The organism is Bradyrhizobium sp. SZCCHNR1015 (assembly GCF_032489875.1).
In the GTDB taxonomy this organism is placed as follows: domain Bacteria; phylum Pseudomonadota; class Alphaproteobacteria; order Rhizobiales; family Xanthobacteraceae; genus Bradyrhizobium.
The window spans coordinates 39,716-56,745 of sequence record NZ_JAUEYW010000009.1 but is presented as its reverse complement, the minus strand read 5'-3'; the positions used below and the strand labels follow the sequence as shown (position 1 = coordinate 56,745).

Sequence of the window (17,030 nt, the reverse complement as noted above, 5' to 3'; positions counted from 1 at the left end):
ACCCGCTGTTTTCCGCGACTGATGTCAGAGATATGCCAAAAGCCAAGCTCGATGCGATCGACCAGCGCATCATCGGGGAATTGCAGGCCGACGCCCGGCTCAGCAATGTCGAGTTGGCCGACCGGGTCGGCCTGTCACCGTCTCCCTGTCTTCGTCGCGTCAAGCGGCTGGAGCAGGACGGCGTCATCCAGGGCTATCGCGCGGTCCTGAATCGCGACGGCGTCGGCCTCGGATTCTCGGCATTCCTCGCGATCAAGATCGCGGGACATGCGAACGAGCACGCTCTGGCCTTCGAAGAGGCCGTCTGCGCGATGCCGGAAGTCCTGGCCTGCCATCTGGTCTGCGGCGAGTCGGACTATCTGCTCGAGGTCGTCACGGCCGACCTGGAGCACTACCGGCAGTTCCTGGTCGAGCGGCTGCTGAACCTGCCCATCGTCCGCGAGGTCAAAAGCAACATCGCGATCCAGACCCGCAAGGCCGCGGCACCGTTGCCGCTGCAGCACGTGCAGTGACGCTATCGGCAGACGAATGCGCCGGTCGACGGTGGTCACGCTGCCGCCTTCGGCGGCGGCTTTGCCCACGCTACAGCTTGGATCCGACAACGCACGTCATTGGCCTCATCGGTCTACGGACCTCATCTCCCGGCCCGCCACTAATCCCCGAACCCCACGAACACCGTCGCGTCCTTCACCGACTTCCGTTCCGACACCACGGCATTGGCCGGGAAATCATGATCCGGCCAGCCGAGCGCGATGCTCTTCATGATGACCTGGTCGTCGGCGATCCCGGCGTGCTCGCGGACGACGGGGGACTGCATGATGCCCTGGCTGTTGATGACGGCGCCGAGGCCGCGTGACCATGCGGCATTGACCAGCGCGGTCGTGACGGCGCCGCAGTCGAACGGCGTGTCGTCGCTGCCGTCGAGCACGCGGTCATAGGTGACGATGATGCAGACCGGCGCATCGAACTGGCGGAAGCCGCGCAGCACCCAGTCCTGGCGCTTCTCCTTGTCGTCGCGCGCGATGCCCATCGCGGAGAACAATTGCTTGGCGACGCCGATCTGGCGCTCGCGGTGCGCGCCGTCGAACGGCTGACCGATGCGAAACTCGCGCGACTGCGGCACGCCGGCGAGCATGCGCTCGGTGTTGCCGGCACGGATGCGGTTGAGCGGCTCGCCGGTGATGACGTAGAAATTCCACGGCTGGGTGTTCATCGACGATGGCGCGCGCATCGCCAGCGTGAGGATTTCCTCGATCAGCGCCCGCGGCACCGGATCCGGCTTGTAGCCACGGATGCTGCGGCGGCCGAGGATGACGTCGTCAAACTGCATATGCTGGTATTCCCGGAATGATCACTGAGCTGGCCGCGATCTTCGCGACTTTCCGGTTCCAGTGCAAGGTTGCGACGCGCAGGCGATCATCTGCGTCACCGCCTCGAACCGGACTAACGCCTCAGCATCGTCAGCACCGCGCGCGCCAGATCATCTGGATTTTCCACGAGACGGTCTGCACCGGCGGTTTCGAGCTCGTCGCGGCTGCCATAGCCCCAGAGCGCGCCGAGACTCCGCATCTTCACGGCATGGGCGCCTGCGATGTCGTGGCGGCGGTCGCCGACCATGAGGCTGTCGCGCGCGGCGATATTCCGTTCGGTGAGGATATGCGCGAGCAACTTGGGCTTGTGATCCAGCGCACCCGACGGCACCGAGCCATGAATGGCCTGGAAATACGATATGAGATCGAGATGCTCCAGGATGCGCCGCGCGAACAGCTCGCGCTTCGACGTTGCGAGATAGATGCGCAAGCCCGCATCGTGCATCGCCTGCAGCGCCTCCCGGATGCCGGGATAGAGCGTGCTGCCGAACAGACCGATCTCGCCATAGTGCTCGCGGTAGGCCACGACGGCCTCGTCGACGCGACCGTCGCCGTGGGCCTGCAGCAGCACACGCAGCATGTCCTGCAGCGGCGGACCGATCACGGCGGTGACGTCGAGCGTGTCGTCAGGCGCATGACCGAGCGACCGCAGGGCCGCGAGCGCGCTCGCGGCAATGCCGGGGCGCGAGTCGATCAGCGTGCCGTCGAGGTCGAGCAGCACTGAGTGAACCGGAGACATGTCCGAGCATAGCGGCCGGTGTGAGACGCGTAAACGCCCGCTCCGCGCCGCGCAGACGCGGGCATCAGTTCCGCCGCGACAATGAATGCATCAGGCCGATGGCTTGAGCAATTGCCCGCGGTCCGCCGCAGGCCTACGCTGATAAGAAACGCCAGGGAAGGAACCGAGCCGATGGCAGTGATCGCATCGATCGAGACCGGTCTTTATCGCATCCCACTTTCCGTCACGCTGTCCGACAGCACGCATGGCGAGATGACAGCCTTCGAGTTGATCACGTGCAGGGTGCGCGATGCCGACGGCGCGGAGGGTGTCGGCTACACCTACACGGTCGGCCGCAACGGCCCCGCGGTCGCCGACATCGTCAGGCGCGAGATCCCCGATCTGGTTGCGCGGCACGAGGCCGACGACACCGAGGCGATCTGGCATCGGGTGTGGTGGGGCCTGCATTATGGCGGGCGCGGCGGTCCGGTCGTGCTGGCGCTGTCGGCGCTCGACATCGCGCTGTGGGATCTGAAGGCGCGGCGCGCGAAGCTGCCGCTGTTCCGGCTGCTCGGCGGCTTCGATGCCCGGGTGCCCTGCTATGCCGGCGGCATCGACCTCGATCTGTCGGTCGACGCTCTGCTGAAGCAGACCGACGACAATCTCGCCAAGGGCTTTCGTGCCATCAAGATGAAGGTCGGCCGGCCGGCTCTCTCCGCCGACGTCGCGCGCGTGCAGGCGATGCGGCAACATCTCGGCGACGGCTTTCCGCTGATGGGCGATGCCAACATGAAGTGGACGGTCGAGGAGGCGATCCGCGCCGCCCGCGCGTTGCAGCCGTTCGATCTCACTTGGCTGGAGGAGCCGACCATTCCCGACGACATCGCCGGCCACGCGCGCATCCTGAGCGCCGGCGGCGTGCCGATCGCGGCCGGTGAAAATCTGCGCTCGCTGTGGGACTTCAAGAACTACATCGCCGCCGGTGCGGTGTCGTATCCCGAACCCGACGTGACCAATTGCGGCGGCGTCACCGCGTTCATGAAGATCGCGCGGCTCGCCGAGGCGTTCAACCTGCCGGTGACCAGCCATGGCGCGCACGACATCACCGTGCACCTGCTGGCGGCCTGCCCGAACCGCTCGTTCCTCGAAGCGCACGGTTTTGGCCTCGACCGCTACATCGAGCATCCGCTCGTGCTCTGGGATGGCCTGGCCCAGGCGCCGGCGCGGCCGGGCCATGGCATCGCGTTCGACTGGGAGGGGCTGGCGAAGCTCGCGGCGTAATGCGGCCGATGCTCGGACACCACTGCTGACACAAGGCTGTCAGCAGCCCTGCGATAGCGGGTCGGGGACCGATCCTCGAACGCAAGGTAAAAGTCATGAAGTTCGCATCGACCCGTCTGGTGGCGGCCGACATCAAGGCCGTGGTCAGCTTCTACGAAAAGGTCACCGAGCAGACGGCGGATTGGCTGGCGCCGGTGTTCGCCGAGATCGTCACGTCGCGCGCAACGCTCGCGATCGGCAGCGCCGAGACCGTGGCGCTGTTCAAGGAGGGCAGCGCCGAGCCCGGCGCCAATCGCAGCGCCATTCTGGAGTTCGAGGTCGATGACGTGGATGGTGATTTCGCGCGGTTGAAGGACGAGGTCGAGGTGGTGCACGCGCCGAAGACGATGCCGTGGGGCAACCGCGCCGCTCAGTTCCGCGACCCGGAGGGCACGATCGTCAGTCTTTATACGCCGGTCACCGACACCGCCAAACAGCGCTTCGGATCACGCTGAAGAGACTCGCGGGCGCGCATCCGCCCTAAGCCTTTGCGCTCGGACGGCTCGAAACCTCGCCGTACCATCGCCTGAGATGATGGAGATGATTCGGCGGATCGAGCTTGGCGCGGGCTGCAAAGTCGACCGACACCATGGCGGTGATGTCGGCGATGCTGAAATCGGGCCCGCAGACGAAGGCGTGCTCGGCCAGCCGCGCGTCGAGCCATGCGAAGTAGTGCGCGACGCGCAGGCGTCCGCGCTCCGCGAGCGCCGGGATCTGCTCGAGCGGCAGCGGACCCGGCAATGCCCGGCGCTCCAGCCCAGGGGTGCCGTTGCGAAAGGCCTCCTGGAGAGCGTAGAGACCGTCCCATTCGATCCGCCGGATCCAGCATTCGATGAGCGCCCGTTCTTCGGCGTCGCGGCCCATCAGAGGCGGTGCGGGATGCAGCTCCTCGAGATAGCGGCAGATCGCGATGACGTCGGTGATGGCAGCCCCGCTGTCGAGCTCCAGCACCGGAACGGTGCATTGCGGATTCAGCGCGCGAAACTCCGGCTCGAACTGCTCGCCGGCACGCAGATCAAGCCGAACCATGGGAATGGCGAGACCTTTCTCGGCGAGAAAGATCCGCACGCGGCGCGGGCTTGGGGCGACTGCGGCATCGTACAGCTTCATGAGCGTTCTCTCTGTCTGACCAAACCACGGGCGCGTGACGTCGGAACGAGTCGGCGCGGGTCGTTCTGCGCTGTCACGATCGACGTCGTGGCATGTTCCCAGGCCCGCGGCCTCGCCGCGGGATGACGGTGGTCATGACGCAGCCGGATCAGTCAGCCCCGAAAATCTCGTCCTGATCCATCCGAACCGCGCGCAACTTGCGCGTCCTGCGCCAGTCCTCTTGCTGCGAGAAGACGGCGTAAGTGATCAGCAGCGAGCGGCGGCGCGCGCCGCTGCGGTTACGCGTCGCGCCGTGCAACAGGTTGACGTCGAACAGCAGGATGTCGCCGGCCTCGCCTGCCGTGACGAACGCAGACGACGCGGCCCGCGCATCGTCCGTGTCGAGGCGATGCGAGCCCGGCACCACTTGCGTGGCGCCATTGTCGGGGCCGAAGGAATCGAGAAAGGCCAGCGCCGACACGGCGTCGGTGCGCCGGCGATCGACGCCGTCGCGATGCAGCGGCTGCTGGCCGCCATCGGCACACGGCTCGCGCCCTTCGACCTGGCCGAGGAAGAACGGCGCCTTCAGGACATGATGCACGGCGGCGAGCATCACCGGCAGGCGGCAAACCTGCTGCACCGTCGCATCGAGATCGACCATGGCGTGGCGCCAGTCGCGGCCGCGCGGCACCGGCCATTGCTCGGACGGCCGCGTGCCCAGCTCGAAGGCGTCGCGTAATGCGACAAGCCAGTCCGCCGGAATCGCACCGCGCAGCAGCAGATAGCCATCCCCATCGAGGCGGCGCGCCTCCGCGTCCTGAAGCTGGCCGACGCTGCTGCGCGGGAGGGCTGCGGTCATAGTGGGCTCGCAAAACAGAGGGCGTGGTTCGCTGCATCATGGTCGGCGATCCGGCGCTCCGCGGCAAGCGCCCGCTCGCTCCCAGGTCGCCAGGTGCCCCTCGCTGCTGCATTCATCCGGCCATGACCGCCATCGCTCCGGAGGACGCTGAGACGATGGGCCGCACCGCGACCCGGGCGGCTCGCCGGGGCCAGTTTACGTTTCATTAACCCCCTCGACCTACGTCTCGTTAGCAACACTCTGCAACGATCCGACATACGGGGTAAACGAGCAATCGAGCTCCTTGGAAGCACGCATGGTCGCCATCCAAAGCACCAACCAGATCTCGCCCGCCAATGAGCGGGTCTATCGCCAGAGCAACCTGCTCGGCGAGTGGAAGGGCAGTTGGACGGCCAACGGCCAGGCCGTGAGCTTCAAGGTCGTCAACATCAGAGGCGCCGCGGCCACGGTGGAATACACCCACAACGGCCGCACCGAGCGCGGCATCGGCCAGGTCAATGGCTCGACCATCGACTTCGGCGCGGTCACGCTCGGCACCAAGAACGGCAAGAACGCGGTGCTGCTGTTCTCGGCCGGCGGCGGCAAGGCCACCGCGATGCTCGAAAAGCAGGCGCCTCCCGCCGACGAGAGCAATCTGGTCGGCAGCTGGGCCGGCTACTCCGGCGAGAACGGCCAGAGCGCGAGCTTTCGCGTGCTGTCCGTCAGCGGCAAGGAGGCGCAGGTCAGCGTGACGACCAACGGCGTCACGCGCGAGGGCACGGGGATCGTCTACAACAACGTCATCATGTTCGGCCAGTCGCAGATCTCGACGACCGACGGCAAGAGCGGCAAGGTCATCTTTCAGGTCGGCAACAAGTCCTACCTGGTGCCGGTCGACAAGCTGCCGAAGATCGCCTGAACTCAGGCGTCCGAGGTTCAGACGCCCGCCATCATCACGTATTTGATCTCGAGATATTCCTCGATGCCGTGATGCGAGCCCTCGCGTCCGAGGCCGCTTTCCTTGACGCCGCCGAACGGCGCGACCTCGGTGGTGATCAGGCCGGTGTTGACGCCGACCATGCCCGACTCCAGCGCCTCCGCGACGCGCCAGACCCGGCCGAGATCGCGGGCGAAGAAGTAGGACGCGAGACCGAACGGCGAGGCGTTGCACATCGCGATCACATCGGCCTCGCTATGGAAACGAATGACCGGCGCGAGCGGGCCGAACGTCTCTTCATGCGCGACCAGCGCATCGGCCTTCACGTCCGACAGCACGGTCGGCTCGAAGAAGGTGCGGCCGAGCGCATGGCGCTTGCCGCCGGTGACGATCCTGGCGCCGCCCTTGACCGCATCGGCGATGTGGCGCTCGACCTTCTCGACCGCTTCCTCGTTGATCAGCGGTCCCTGCACCACACCGGCCTCGGTGCCGTCGCCGATCTTCATCGCCGCGACCCTGGCGGCGAGCTTGTGCACGAACTGGTCGTAGATGCCGTCCTGCGCGTAGAGGCGGTTGGCGCAGACGCAGGTCTGGCCCATGTTGCGATATTTCGAGACCATCGCGCCCTCGACGGCGGCATCGACGTCGGCATCGTCGAACACCACGAACGGCGCGTTGCCGCCGAGCTCGAGGCCGAGCTTCTTCACAGTGCCGGCCGACTGGCGATAGAGAATCTTGCCGACCTCGGTCGAGCCGGTGAAGCCGACGAAGCGCACCGACGGATGCTCGCACAGCACCTTGCCGATCGGAGGCGCATCGCCGGTGATGATGTTGAGCGCGCCCGCAGGAATCCCGGCGCGCTCGGCCAGCACGGCGAGCGCCAGCGCCGACAGCGGCGTCTCGTTGGCCGGCTTCAGCACCACGGTGCAGCCGGCCGCCAGCGCGGGCGACACCTTGCGGGTGATCATCGAGTTCGGGAAATTCCACGGCGTGATGGCGCCGCAGACGCCGATCGGCTGCTTCAGCGCCAGGAGACGTGCATCCGGCTTCTGCGTCGGGATGGTCTCGCCATAGACGCGGCGCGCCTCCTCGGCGAAGAACTCGATATAAGCGGCGCCGATATCGACCTCGCCGAGCGCCTCCGTCAGCGGCTTGCCCTGCTCGGAGGTCAGGATCAGCGCGAGGTCCTCGCGGTTGGCCGTGATGAGCTCGAACCATTTGCGCAAGATGTTGGAGCGCTGCTTGGCGGTCAGCCTGGCCCAGGTCGGGAACGCGCGCGCGGCGGCCTCGACGGCTCGCGTGGTCTCCGCCGCGCCGAGTTGCGCGACCTTGGCGAGCTCGGCGCCGGTGGCGGGATTGTTGACCGGGAGCACCGGCGTACCGACCCACGCACCATCGATGTAGCACTGCTCACGCAGCAGCGACGGATCCTTCAGGCGGTGACGCAGGCTCGGAGCGGCAGTGGAGGCACGGGCGGCGGCGGGCGGTGTCATCGGGCTACTCCTCGGAGCGAGCGATCTTTCCCCCGACTATAGCCAAGCCCCGGCGGCAGCGCACGACTCGTGCGCCTCCTCAACGGTACATTCGATCCGGCGATCCGTGCCTGTACGGCACCGGATGCTGAATGCCGACGCGCCGGCGCGGGATCAGGCCGCGCCGCTCATATAGGTCTCGCGGCGGCCGATCATGCGCTCCGCCGCCGCCTTGGCGTCGGCCTTGGTCGAGGTGGCGCAGGTGCGGTATTCCAGGTCCGGCAAGGTGGCGGGATCACGACGGCCGAACCATGATTTCTGCCCCACGGGCAGCAGCGCCAGCGCCTGCGCCACATTGTCGACCGCGCCGAACGCGTACAGCGCTCCGGTCGCCGCAATGCGCACTTCGTAGATGCCGGGCGTGATGGGCGCCTCGATATTGTCACCGCGCCCCGGGCGGGGATACCGCTTCCACTCGCTCCATGTCGAAATCATATCGCCCCCAACGGCGGACATTGCCGCCAAAACACGTCATCGGCTCGAAAAAGCCGGTTCTCGAACTCTTTAATGCAAAAATGGTTGCAACTCACAACAGGCGCAAGCCCGTGGTGGGAACATGGCCCCCATGTGTCGGTCTCGCGGCTACATGGAACTAATCATGATTCTGGCGGAAAATTGAAGCGCTGTGGCCTCCGCAGCGCTGTTGTCCCCGGCTGCTTCGTTCGCGCCGCATCATCACGAGATCGCGACCGGCCGTGGGACCGGCGGTCCTTGCTGGCCGGGCCGGCGCGAGGAACAATCGCCTACCGTCATCAAGAACGGAACGGAGGAGACCATGCAGAACAAGACCGACATCGACGGCGTGCTGCGGCAGAAGGCGGAGGCGGGAGCGATCCCCGGCGTCGTCGCCGTCGCCGCCGACAGCAACGGCATCATCTACGAAGGCGCCTTCGGCAGGCGAGACCTCGGCCGCGACGATCCGATGACCGCCGACAGCGTGTTCTGGATCGCCTCGATGACCAAGGCCATCACCTGCGCGGCCGGGATGCAGCTGGTCGAGCAGGGCCGGCTGTCGCTGGATGCGCCGATCGGCACGGTGCTGCCCGACCTCGCGGCGCCCAAGGTGCTCGACGGCTTCGACGCCAATGGCGACCCGATCCTGCGGCCGGCGAAGACCGCGATCACGCTGCGCCATCTGATGACTCACACCGCCGGCTTCTGCTACGACATGTGGAACGGCGACATGGCCACTTATGTGCAGAAGGCCGGCACGCCCGGCATCATCACCTGCAAGAACGATGCGCTGGCGCTGCCACTCGCCTCCGATCCCGGCACGCGCTGGGAATACGGCATCAACATCGACTTCGTCGGCAAGGCGGTCGAGGCCGCCAGCGGCCAGAAGCTCGACGCCTATTTGCGCGACCATCTGTTCGCGCCGCTCGGCATGGACGACACCGGCTTCAAGCTCGGTCCGTCGCAGCGCGCCCGCCTGGTCGGCATGCATGCGCGCGGCGAGGACGGCAGTCTCGCGCCGATTCCGTTCGAACTCGAGCAGGAGCCGGAATTCCACATGGGTGGCGGCGGGCTCTACGGCACGGCCGGCGACTACATCCGCTTCACCCGGATGATCCTCAACAATGGCCGCGGCAACGGCAACCAGGTGCTCAAGCCCGAGACGGTCGCGGCGATGCGCGACAACCACATCGGCGAGCTCGAGATGACGAAGATGGCCGCGGCCGTGCCCGGCGTGACCAACGACGTCGATCTCTATCCCGACATCGTCAAGAAATGGGGCCTCAGCTTCATGATCACGACCGCGCAGACTCTGGAAGGCCGCAGCGCCGGCAGCCTCGCCTGGGCCGGCCTCGCCAACACCTACTACTGGATCGATCCCGCGCGCGACGTCACCGGCGTGATCCTGATGCAGCTGCTGCCGTTCGCCGACCGGCTGTGCCTGGAGACCTTTGCCGGCTTCGAGCGCGGCGTGTATGCCGGGCTGGATGCGGCGGGCAAGAAGGCGGCGTGAGAGAACCCAACGCTCGATCCACGCAGGCAAGATCGTTGTTAGTTGCGCGTCATGCCCGGGCTTGTCCCGGGCATCCACGTCTTTGATCCTGCAAACCGAAGATCGTGGATGGCCGGGTCAAGCCCGGCCATGACGATGGAGAGAGATGTGTCACACGCGACAGAGAATGGCCGAGCCGCCTCAGCCCAGGCCTAAACCTTCAGCCCGCTCTGCACCGCCAGTTCCTTCAGCGACACCTGCGGCCTTGCGCCGATGTGCTGGATCACTTCGGCCGCAGCCAGGCCGCCGAGGCGGCCGGCCATCTCGTAGCCGGTCTTGCGCACCAGCCCGAACAGGAAGCCGGCGGCGAACAGATCGCCGGCGCCGGTGGTATCGACCAGGCTCTCGATCGGATGCGCCGGCACCGAGATCACGCCGTCATTCGACACCACGACGCAGCCCTTTTCGCTGCGGGTGACGATGCCGAGCGTGGCGTCCTCGCGCAGCTGCTTCAGCGCGCCGTCGAAATCCGAGGTCTGGTACAGCGAATGCAGCTCGGCCTCGTTGGCGAACACGAGATCGACGGTGCCGCCGCGCATCAGGTCGAGAAACTCCTCGCGATAGCGGTCGACGCAGAACGAATCCGACAGGGTCAGCGCGACCTCGCGTCCGGCGTCATGCGCGATCGCCGCCGCCTTCACGAACGCATCCTTGGCGTCCTTCGGGTCCCACAGATAACCTTCGAGATAGATGATGCGCGCCGCCGCAATCTGCGCGGGATCGATGTCCGCGGCGGTGAGATTTTGCGCGGCGCCGAGATAGGTGTTCATGGTGCGCTCGCCGTCCGGCGTCACCAGGATGTAGCAGCAGCCGGTCGCCGGGCCGTCGGCAGCGGGCGCGGTATCGAAGGTCACGCCGGCGGCACGGATATCGTGCCGGTACATCCGGCCGATCTGGTCGTCCTTGACCTTGCCCACGTAGGCGGCACGCGCGCCCAGGCTGGCGAGGCCGGCGATGGTGTTGGCCCCCGAACCGCCGGACATCTCGGTGGCCGGGCCCATATCGGCATAGATCGCGGCCGCGCGGGCCTCGTCGATCAGCGCCATGCTGCCCTTGGTCATGCCGTGCCGGGCGAGAAAGGCTTCATCGGCATGCACCAGCACGTCGAAGATCGCGTTGCCGATCCCGAGAACATCGTATTTCGCGTCAGTCATCCACTGGCCCCGTTTACGGCGTTTTGCAAACGCTGCGGCCTATCACAAGCGGCGCTGCTATAGAAGCCTGATGATCCGCTCATTCGTGACTGTGGTGTCAGGAACACTGGCTTCGCGCCTGCTCGGCTTCATCCGGGATGCGCTGATGGCCGCGCTGCTCGGCGCCGGTCCGGTTGCGGACGCATTTCTCGCAGCGTTTCAACTCGTCAACGTCATCAGGCGATTGCTGACGGAGGGCGCCCTCAATGCGGCCCTGGTGCCGGCCTGGCTGCGAATATACCAGCAGGCTGGTACGACACATGCGGCAGCTTTTGCCGGCCGTGTGCTCGGCACCGTCAGCGCCGGCCTGCTCGCCGCCACCCTGGTGCTGGCGCTGCTGATGCCGTTCGTGATGACCCTGCTCGCGCCGGGCTTCGCCGGTGAAGAGACGCTCACCTTGGCCGTCAATGATGCCAGGCTGATGCTGCCCTATCTCGCCTTCGCCGGCCCCTCGACGGTGCTGCTCGCACTGTCCAGCGCGCAACGACGCTTCGCGCTCGCGGCCTTCGCCCCGCTGCTGTTCAACGTGGCATTGATCAGCGTGACCATCGTGTTGCTGATGCAACATCCGGATCCCTCGCGGGCCGCGCTGATGCTCGCCGCGACCATCGGCATCGCCGGGCTGCTGCAGCTCGCGTTGCTCGCGCGGCGCGGACGCAGCAGCCGCATTGCCGCGCCGGTGCGTATCGCCCTCGACGCCGAGATGCGCGGCTTCTTCGCCAAGGCGCTGCCCGGCATGGTCGCCAGCGCCGGCCCGCAACTGCTCGCGGTCGGCGGCGCGATCATCGCCTCCACCTCGCCGTCCGCGGTGTCGTGGCTGTATTTCGCCAACCGCCTGATCGAGCTGCCGCTCGGGCTCGTCGGCGTTGCCATGGGCACGGTGCTGGTGCCGGAGCTGACGCGCGCGCTGCACGAGGGCAACAAGGCGGCTCTCGCGGAGGTGCAATCGCGCGGCCTCGAGCTGACGATCGGGCTCGCGCTGCCTGCGACGCTCGGACTCATGATCCTGAACGAGCCGATCATTCGTTTGCTGTTCGAACATGGCGCATTCAGTTCGGACGATGCCGCCGCGACGGCGCAGGTGCTGACATGGCTCGCGGCAGCGTTGCCGGCGCAGGTGCTGACCAAGGCGCTGCAGCCCGCCTTCTTCGCGCGCGAGGACACGCAGACGCCGCTGCGCGCGACGTTGATCGGATGCTCTGTCGCGATCGCGCTGGCGTTCCTGCTCGCACACGTCTTCGCGGCAAGCGGCATCGCGGCGGGGCTCGCGCTCGGTGCCTGGGCCAATGCCGCGGTCCTGATCCGGCGCGGCGCCACGCGCTTCGGCTTCGCGCTTTCCCCGGCCTCGCGACGCCGGCTGCCGCGCATCACGCTGGCCGCCATGGTCATGGGCGCGGTCCTCTGGATCGCCGCCGGACGCTTTGCCGGCACCTGGAGCAGCAGCCATCTCGGCGCGGCCGCGCTGCTCGGCGCCCTGATCGGCGGCGCCGTCATCCTCTACGGAGGGCTTCTCGTGTCCCTCGGCGCCGTGAGCTGGCGCGAAACCGTCCGGGCGATCCGGCAAAAGCCCGCCGCCGACTTGCACCTTTGAGGCGCACGTGCCAAACGACGCCCAAATCCATCATCCGGAACAGTGATCATGGCCTTCGTGGAACGGGTTTTCTCGGGCGTCCAGCCGACCGGCAACCTGCATCTCGGCAACTATCTCGGCGCGATCGTCAACTTCGTGAAGATGCAGCAGACCCACAACTGCATCTATTGCGTCGTCGACATGCACGCGATCACCATGCCGATCGACGTCTGGGGCGGCCCCGCCGAGCTCGCGCGCAACACCCGCGAGGTCACGGCCGCCTTCATCGCCGCCGGCATCGATCCGAAGAAGCACATCGTGTTCAACCAGAGCCAGGTCTCGGGACACGCCGAGCTGGCCTGGATCTTCAACTGCGTGGCGCGCATCGGCTGGCTGAACCGCATGACGCAGTTCAAGGAGAAGGCCGGCAAGGATCGCGAGAACGCATCGGTCGGCCTGTACGACTATCCGGTGCTGATGGCCGCCGACATCCTGCTGTACCGCGCCACCCATGTTCCGGTCGGCGAGGACCAGAAGCAGCATCTCGAGCTCTCGCGCGACATCGCGCAAAAGTTCAACAATGATTTTGGCGACTCGATCCGCAGCCACGGCTTCGGCGACGGCCTGTTCTTCCCGCTGCCGGAACCCTTCATCACCGGTCCCGCGACGCGCGTGATGTCGCTGCGCGACGGCACCAAGAAGATGTCGAAGTCCGATGCCTCGGACTATTCGCGCATCAACCTCACCGACGATGCCGATACGATCGCGCAGAAGGTCCGCAAGGCCAAGACCGATCCGGAGCCGCTGCCGACCGAGGAAAAGGGGCTGGACGCACGTCCCGAGGCCGATAACCTCGTCGGCATCTACGCCGCGCTGTCGGACCGCAGCAAGGCCGATGTGCTCAGGGATTTCGGCGGCGGCCAGTTCTCCAGCTTCAAGAATGCGCTGGTCGAGCTGTGCGTCACCAAGCTCGGGCCGATCGCCGCCGAGATGAAGCGCCTGACCGCTGATCCCGGCTATGTCGAGTCCGTGCTGGTCGACGGCGCCGACCGCGCCCAGGCCATCGCCGCGGAGACCATGAAGACGGCCAAGGACATCGTCGGCTTCATCCGCAAGCCCTGACCAGAGCAGCACGGCGCGAGTTCCCGAAGTCGGCCTTGCTGCCGCACCACCGGTGTCATTGCAGGCGCCATGGAACCCGCAGCCCTCTCCCCAACGGAGATGGGCTGTGGCAGCATCGCGGCCGGATCGACTCGCAGCAGCAGGCGGGAACGCGATGGCGGCGCAGCGGCAGAGCTACCAGACCGGCCATGCGCCGAAATGCCTGGTCGTGGTCGACGACAGCGAGGAATGGGACCGCGCGGTCCGCTATGCCGGCCGCTGGGCGGTCCGTTCCGGTGGCCGCATCGTCATGCTCCACGTCATCGAAACGGAGGACCAGAACCAGCAGTGGCTGGGGGTCGCCGACCTGATGCGGGCGGAGGCGCAGGAGCAAGCGCATGCCGAGCTCGACCAGGCCGCGGCGCTGCTGTCCGCGATCGGCGTGACCGCGCCGGAACGGGTCATCCGCGAGGGTGAGCCGACAGCGCAGATCCTGGAGACGATCGAGCATGACAGCGACATCGCGCTGCTGGTGCTCGCCGCCCATTCGGGCCCCGAGGGGCCGGGACCCCTGGTCACCCATGTCACCAAGACGAGCGGCGCCTTCCCGATCCCGCTGGTGATCGTGCCGGGCGATCTCGGTGACGCCGATCTCGACGCTCTTTCATAGGCTTAGAGCGGAAACGCCGGCCGAGCCCCCTTGATCGTGCGCGCGCTCGCGCCATCTGCTATGAGGACACCACAGGCCGGCCTTGAACCGGCGCTGCCGGAGAAAACCATGTTCATCCAGACCGAAGCCACCCCCAATCCCGCCACCTTGAAGTTCATCCCGGGCCGAGTCGTGCTGCCCGCTGGCACGATGGAATTCAACAGCCGCGACGCCGCCGCGCGCTCGCCGCTGGCCGAGCGCCTGTTCGCCGTCGACGGCGTCACAGGCGTGTTCTACGGCGCCGATTTCATCACCGTCACCAAGAGCGACGGTGAATGGCAGCACCTCAAGCCGGCGATCCTCGGCGCGATCATGGAGCACTACATGTCGGGCGCGACGCTGCTCGCCGACGGCAGCGCCGCCAATGACGACTCCGCCGACGAGGACGACGAGTTCTACGACGAGGCCGACACCGAGACGGTCGGCATGATCAAGGACCTGATCGAGAGCCGCGTCCGCCCGGCCGTGGCCAATGACGGCGGCGACATCACCTTCCGCGGCTTCAAGGATGGCATCGTCTATCTCAACATGAAGGGCGCCTGCTCCGGCTGCCCGTCATCGACCGCGACCCTGCAGCACGGCATCCAGAACCTGCTGAAGCATTTCGTGCCCGAGGTGGTCGAAGTCCGGCCGATGTGACAAGGGGGGCGAGCGAGTAGGGAATAGTGAGTAGCGAGTAGATGCATTCCCTATTCGTTGCTCCCTATTCGCCATTCGCTCTCTACGCCGCCTTGCCGATGGACGCTGCCTCCGCAGCTGCCTGGCGCATGTTCTCCGACATCTCGCTGGTGACGGCGCTCTGCTCGCCGACGGCGTGCGCCGTCGATGAAACGTAGTCATTCACGCTCTCGATCGCGTTCTTGATGGCGCCGAGCGCGCCGACGACGTCGGACGAGATGCCGTTGAGATTGCCGATCTCGCTGCCGATGCGATCGGTGGCCTGCTTGGCCTGCGTGGCCAGGTTCTTCACCTCGCCGGCGACGACGGCAAAGCCGCGCCCCGCCTCGCCGGCACGGGCCGATTCGATCGTCGCATTGAGCGCCAGGAGATTGATCTGGCCGGTGATGCTGCCGATCAGCTCGACGATGCTGCTCATGGCGCCGGCTGCCGAGGACAGGCGCTTGGCCTGCTGGTCCGCGTCTTCGACGCGCGATACCGCCGCCGTCGCCGTCTCCTTCGACTTCGCCATGGCATCGGCGATCTGCTGCACCGAGGAATTGAGCTGCTCGGCGCCGGCGGCGACGTGCTCCATCATGCCGCGCACCTTGTTGCCCTTCATGCGGCTGATCACCTGCGCAGTGACGTCGCTCGCGAATTTCACGATCTTGAACGGCTTGCCGTTGAGATCCTTGATCGGATTGTAGCTCGCTTGAATCCAGACCTGTCGTCCGTCCTTCCCGGCGCGCTCGAACTCGCCCATCTGGAATTCGCCACGGCCGAGCGCGGCCCAGAACTCGCGATACGCGGCGCTGTCGCCCATGCCCGCCGGCATGAACATGCGATGGTGCTGACCCTTGATCTCCGCCAGCGTGTAGCCGAGCGTGGCGAGGAAGTTCTCGTTGGCGTCGAGCACGATGCCGTTCAGGTCGAATTCGATCACCGCCTGGGACTTGCGGATCGCGGCGATCTGGCCGGCGAAATCGGCCGCAGCCAGCTTCTGCTGCGTCACGTCGGAGGCGTATTTGACGACCTTGAACGGCCGCCCCTCGTCATCGAGAATCGGGTTATAGGACGCGAGAATCCAGATCTCCCGGCCGCCCTTGCCGCAACGCTTGAACTCGCCCGAGCGAAATTCGCCGCGACTGAGGCTGGTCCAGAATTCCTTGTAGGCGGCGCTGTCGCGTTCGTCGGGCAGCACGAACATGCTGTGATGCCGGCCCTTGATCTCGGCCAGCGTGTAGCCCATCGCGCTCAGGAACTGATCGTTGGCATCGATGATGGTGCCGTCGAGATTGAACTCGATCACCGCCTGGGCGCGCCCGATCGCCGCGATGTTGCCGGCGTCCTCGATGCTGCGCATCTTCTGCTCGGTGATGTCGGTTGCGAATTTGATGATCTTGACCGGCTTGCCGCCGTCGATCACCGGATTGTAGCTCGCCTGGATCCAGACGGCGCGGTGGCCCTTGCCGAACCGCTTGTACTCCCCCGAACGAAACTTCCCGGCCCGCAGATCGGCCCAGAAGACGCGGTACTCGGCGCTGTCGCGCATCTCGGGCGCCACGAACATCGCGTGGTGCCGGCCCTGGATCTCGCTCAGCGAGTAGCCCATCGCGTCGAGGAAATTCTGGTTGGCGGTGATGATCGTGCCGTCGGTGTCGAACTCGATCACCGCTTGCGAGCGGTTGATCGCCGCGACCTGCGCCATCGCATCGCGCGATGCCGAACTGCCTGACCAGAATGACATGGAAATTCCTCTTCTCGGGACGGGGGCGGCCATCCGCCAACGGGCGGCGCGTCATCTCTCCCCCGAACGTGCCGAGCGGATAATTCCCACAGGCGCGGAAAGATTTGCTTAAATGGCATATAGTTCAGTAACTTAGCGTATCAGTAGTTGCGCCTTGATGCGTTTTTCCCGATGAGGATGTAAGAAGGCGTCAACTAACTTTATCACGGTACCACAATAGGTATTTGCGCTCTCTTCAATGCGA

General features: G+C 66.3%; 17 protein-coding genes. 9 read left to right on the top strand and 8 right to left on the bottom strand.

Annotation, left to right across the window (positions count from 1 at the left end; translation table 11 throughout):
• The first annotated feature begins 32 nt into the window (after positions 1 to 32).
• Complete coding sequence (locus QX128_RS16530) at positions 33 to 512, top strand: Lrp/AsnC family transcriptional regulator (RefSeq protein ID WP_316237969.1); 480 nt, start codon at positions 33 to 35, stop codon at positions 510 to 512.
• A gap of 140 nt (positions 513 to 652) precedes the next feature.
• On the opposite strand, the gene QX128_RS16525 is transcribed toward QX128_RS16530, so the two are convergent.
• On the bottom strand, positions 653 to 1,330 hold the full coding sequence (locus QX128_RS16525) for a nitroreductase (protein ID WP_315803904.1): 678 nt from the start codon (positions 1,328 to 1,330) through the stop codon (positions 653 to 655).
• A 113-nt stretch (positions 1,331 to 1,443) separates the two neighbouring features.
• Positions 1,444 to 2,109 carry an HAD hydrolase-like protein gene (locus QX128_RS16520; protein ID WP_316237968.1) on the bottom strand — a complete coding sequence of 222 codons (666 nt, stop codon included), beginning with the start codon at positions 2,107 to 2,109 and terminating at the stop codon, positions 1,444 to 1,446.
• Positions 2,110 to 2,280: 171 nt separating this feature from the next.
• On the opposite strand from QX128_RS16520, the gene QX128_RS16515 reads away from it, so the two are divergent.
• The gene (locus QX128_RS16515; RefSeq protein ID WP_316237967.1) at positions 2,281 to 3,369 is read left to right on the top strand and encodes a mandelate racemase/muconate lactonizing enzyme family protein; all 1,089 of its coding nucleotides are present in this window, start codon (positions 2,281 to 2,283) and stop codon (positions 3,367 to 3,369) included.
• A gap of 95 nt (positions 3,370 to 3,464) precedes the next feature.
• A complete protein-coding gene (locus QX128_RS16510) occupies positions 3,465 to 3,863 on the top strand; it encodes a VOC family protein (RefSeq protein ID WP_316237966.1) in 399 nt (132 codons plus the stop codon).
• A gap of 25 nt (positions 3,864 to 3,888) precedes the next feature.
• Here QX128_RS16510 and QX128_RS16505 read toward each other — a convergent pair whose 3' ends face one another.
• Together QX128_RS16505 and QX128_RS16500 are read right to left on the bottom strand one after the other, a co-directional pair.
• Entirely contained in the window at positions 3,889 to 4,518 is a 630-nt protein-coding gene (locus tag QX128_RS16505; protein ID WP_315803908.1) for a glutathione S-transferase, read from the bottom strand.
• A gap of 148 nt (positions 4,519 to 4,666) precedes the next feature.
• Entirely contained in the window at positions 4,667 to 5,356 is a 690-nt protein-coding gene (locus QX128_RS16500) for a phytanoyl-CoA dioxygenase family protein (RefSeq protein WP_316237965.1), read from the bottom strand.
• Positions 5,357 to 5,651: 295 nt separating this feature from the next.
• On the opposite strand from QX128_RS16500, the gene QX128_RS16495 reads away from it, so the two are divergent.
• Positions 5,652 to 6,254, top strand: coding sequence for a hypothetical protein (locus QX128_RS16495; RefSeq protein WP_316237964.1), 603 nt, complete (start codon positions 5,652 to 5,654; stop codon positions 6,252 to 6,254).
• Between the two features lie 17 nt (positions 6,255 to 6,271).
• Here QX128_RS16495 and QX128_RS16490 read toward each other — a convergent pair whose 3' ends face one another.
• Together QX128_RS16490 and QX128_RS16485 are read right to left on the bottom strand one after the other, a co-directional pair.
• On the bottom strand, positions 6,272 to 7,765 hold the full coding sequence (locus tag QX128_RS16490; protein ID WP_316237963.1) for an NAD-dependent succinate-semialdehyde dehydrogenase: 1,494 nt from the start codon (positions 7,763 to 7,765) through the stop codon (positions 6,272 to 6,274).
• 153 nt (positions 7,766 to 7,918) lie between these two features.
• Positions 7,919 to 8,239 (bottom strand): hypothetical protein, encoded by a 321-nt coding sequence (locus QX128_RS16485; protein ID WP_315803912.1) that lies wholly within the window; start codon positions 8,237 to 8,239, stop codon positions 7,919 to 7,921.
• Positions 8,240 to 8,579: 340 nt separating this feature from the next.
• On the opposite strand from QX128_RS16485, the gene QX128_RS16480 reads away from it, so the two are divergent.
• Entirely contained in the window at positions 8,580 to 9,770 is a 1,191-nt protein-coding gene (locus QX128_RS16480) for a serine hydrolase domain-containing protein (RefSeq protein ID WP_316237962.1), read from the top strand.
• A 191-nt stretch (positions 9,771 to 9,961) separates the two neighbouring features.
• Here QX128_RS16480 and QX128_RS16475 read toward each other — a convergent pair whose 3' ends face one another.
• Entirely contained in the window at positions 9,962 to 10,963 is a 1,002-nt protein-coding gene (locus tag QX128_RS16475) for an adenosine kinase (RefSeq protein WP_315803914.1), read from the bottom strand.
• A 70-nt stretch (positions 10,964 to 11,033) separates the two neighbouring features.
• Here QX128_RS16475 and murJ point away from each other — a divergent pair, with 70 nt between their 5' ends.
• From murJ to QX128_RS16455, 4 genes are all read left to right on the top strand, one after another.
• Positions 11,034 to 12,593: a murein biosynthesis integral membrane protein MurJ gene (gene murJ / locus QX128_RS16470; RefSeq protein ID WP_315803915.1), complete on the top strand. Its 1,560-nt coding sequence runs from the start codon at positions 11,034 to 11,036 to the stop codon at positions 12,591 to 12,593.
• A gap of 48 nt (positions 12,594 to 12,641) precedes the next feature.
• Entirely contained in the window at positions 12,642 to 13,694 is a 1,053-nt protein-coding gene (trpS, locus tag QX128_RS16465; RefSeq protein ID WP_315803916.1) for a tryptophan--tRNA ligase, read from the top strand.
• A gap of 154 nt (positions 13,695 to 13,848) precedes the next feature.
• Entirely contained in the window at positions 13,849 to 14,343 is a 495-nt protein-coding gene (locus QX128_RS16460) for a universal stress protein (protein WP_315716941.1), read from the top strand.
• Between the two features lie 108 nt (positions 14,344 to 14,451).
• Entirely contained in the window at positions 14,452 to 15,021 is a 570-nt protein-coding gene (locus QX128_RS16455; RefSeq protein ID WP_315803917.1) for a NifU family protein, read from the top strand.
• Between the two features lie 82 nt (positions 15,022 to 15,103).
• On the opposite strand, the gene QX128_RS16450 is transcribed toward QX128_RS16455, so the two are convergent.
• The gene (locus tag QX128_RS16450; RefSeq protein ID WP_316237961.1) at positions 15,104 to 16,786 is read right to left on the bottom strand and encodes a PAS domain-containing methyl-accepting chemotaxis protein; all 1,683 of its coding nucleotides are present in this window, start codon (positions 16,784 to 16,786) and stop codon (positions 15,104 to 15,106) included.
• Between the last annotated feature and the right edge of the window lie 244 nt (positions 16,787 to 17,030).

What these genes read in the sequence shown, in the direction of transcription:
- QX128_RS16495 (WP_316237964.1), top strand. Translation starts at nt 5,652, where the DNA reads ATGGTCGCCATCCAAAGCACCAACCAGATCTCGCCCGCCAATGAGCGG.
- QX128_RS16450 (WP_316237961.1), bottom strand. Translation starts at nt 16,786, where the DNA reads ATGTCATTCTGGTCAGGCAGTTCGGCATCGCGCGATGCGATGGCGCAG.
- QX128_RS16515 (WP_316237967.1), top strand. Translation starts at nt 2,281, where the DNA reads ATGGCAGTGATCGCATCGATCGAGACCGGTCTTTATCGCATCCCACTT.
- QX128_RS16480 (WP_316237962.1), top strand. Translation starts at nt 8,580, where the DNA reads ATGCAGAACAAGACCGACATCGACGGCGTGCTGCGGCAGAAGGCGGAG.
- QX128_RS16475 (WP_315803914.1), bottom strand. Translation starts at nt 10,963, where the DNA reads ATGACTGACGCGAAATACGATGTTCTCGGGATCGGCAACGCGATCTTC.
- trpS (WP_315803916.1), top strand. Translation starts at nt 12,642, where the DNA reads ATGGCCTTCGTGGAACGGGTTTTCTCGGGCGTCCAGCCGACCGGCAAC.
- QX128_RS16525 (WP_315803904.1), bottom strand. Translation starts at nt 1,330, where the DNA reads ATGCAGTTTGACGACGTCATCCTCGGCCGCCGCAGCATCCGTGGCTAC.
- QX128_RS16490 (WP_316237963.1), bottom strand. Translation starts at nt 7,765, where the DNA reads ATGACACCGCCCGCCGCCGCCCGTGCCTCCACTGCCGCTCCGAGCCTG.
- murJ (WP_315803915.1), top strand. Translation starts at nt 11,034, where the DNA reads ATGATCCGCTCATTCGTGACTGTGGTGTCAGGAACACTGGCTTCGCGC.
- QX128_RS16460 (WP_315716941.1), top strand. Translation starts at nt 13,849, where the DNA reads ATGGCGGCGCAGCGGCAGAGCTACCAGACCGGCCATGCGCCGAAATGC.
- QX128_RS16510 (WP_316237966.1), top strand. Translation starts at nt 3,465, where the DNA reads ATGAAGTTCGCATCGACCCGTCTGGTGGCGGCCGACATCAAGGCCGTG.
- QX128_RS16485 (WP_315803912.1), bottom strand. Translation starts at nt 8,239, where the DNA reads ATGATTTCGACATGGAGCGAGTGGAAGCGGTATCCCCGCCCGGGGCGC.
- QX128_RS16455 (WP_315803917.1), top strand. Translation starts at nt 14,452, where the DNA reads ATGTTCATCCAGACCGAAGCCACCCCCAATCCCGCCACCTTGAAGTTC.
- QX128_RS16500 (WP_316237965.1), bottom strand. Translation starts at nt 5,356, where the DNA reads ATGACCGCAGCCCTCCCGCGCAGCAGCGTCGGCCAGCTTCAGGACGCG.
- QX128_RS16505 (WP_315803908.1), bottom strand. Translation starts at nt 4,518, where the DNA reads ATGAAGCTGTACGATGCCGCAGTCGCCCCAAGCCCGCGCCGCGTGCGG.
- QX128_RS16530 (WP_316237969.1), top strand. Translation starts at nt 33, where the DNA reads ATGCCAAAAGCCAAGCTCGATGCGATCGACCAGCGCATCATCGGGGAA.
- QX128_RS16520 (WP_316237968.1), bottom strand. Translation starts at nt 2,109, where the DNA reads ATGTCTCCGGTTCACTCAGTGCTGCTCGACCTCGACGGCACGCTGATC.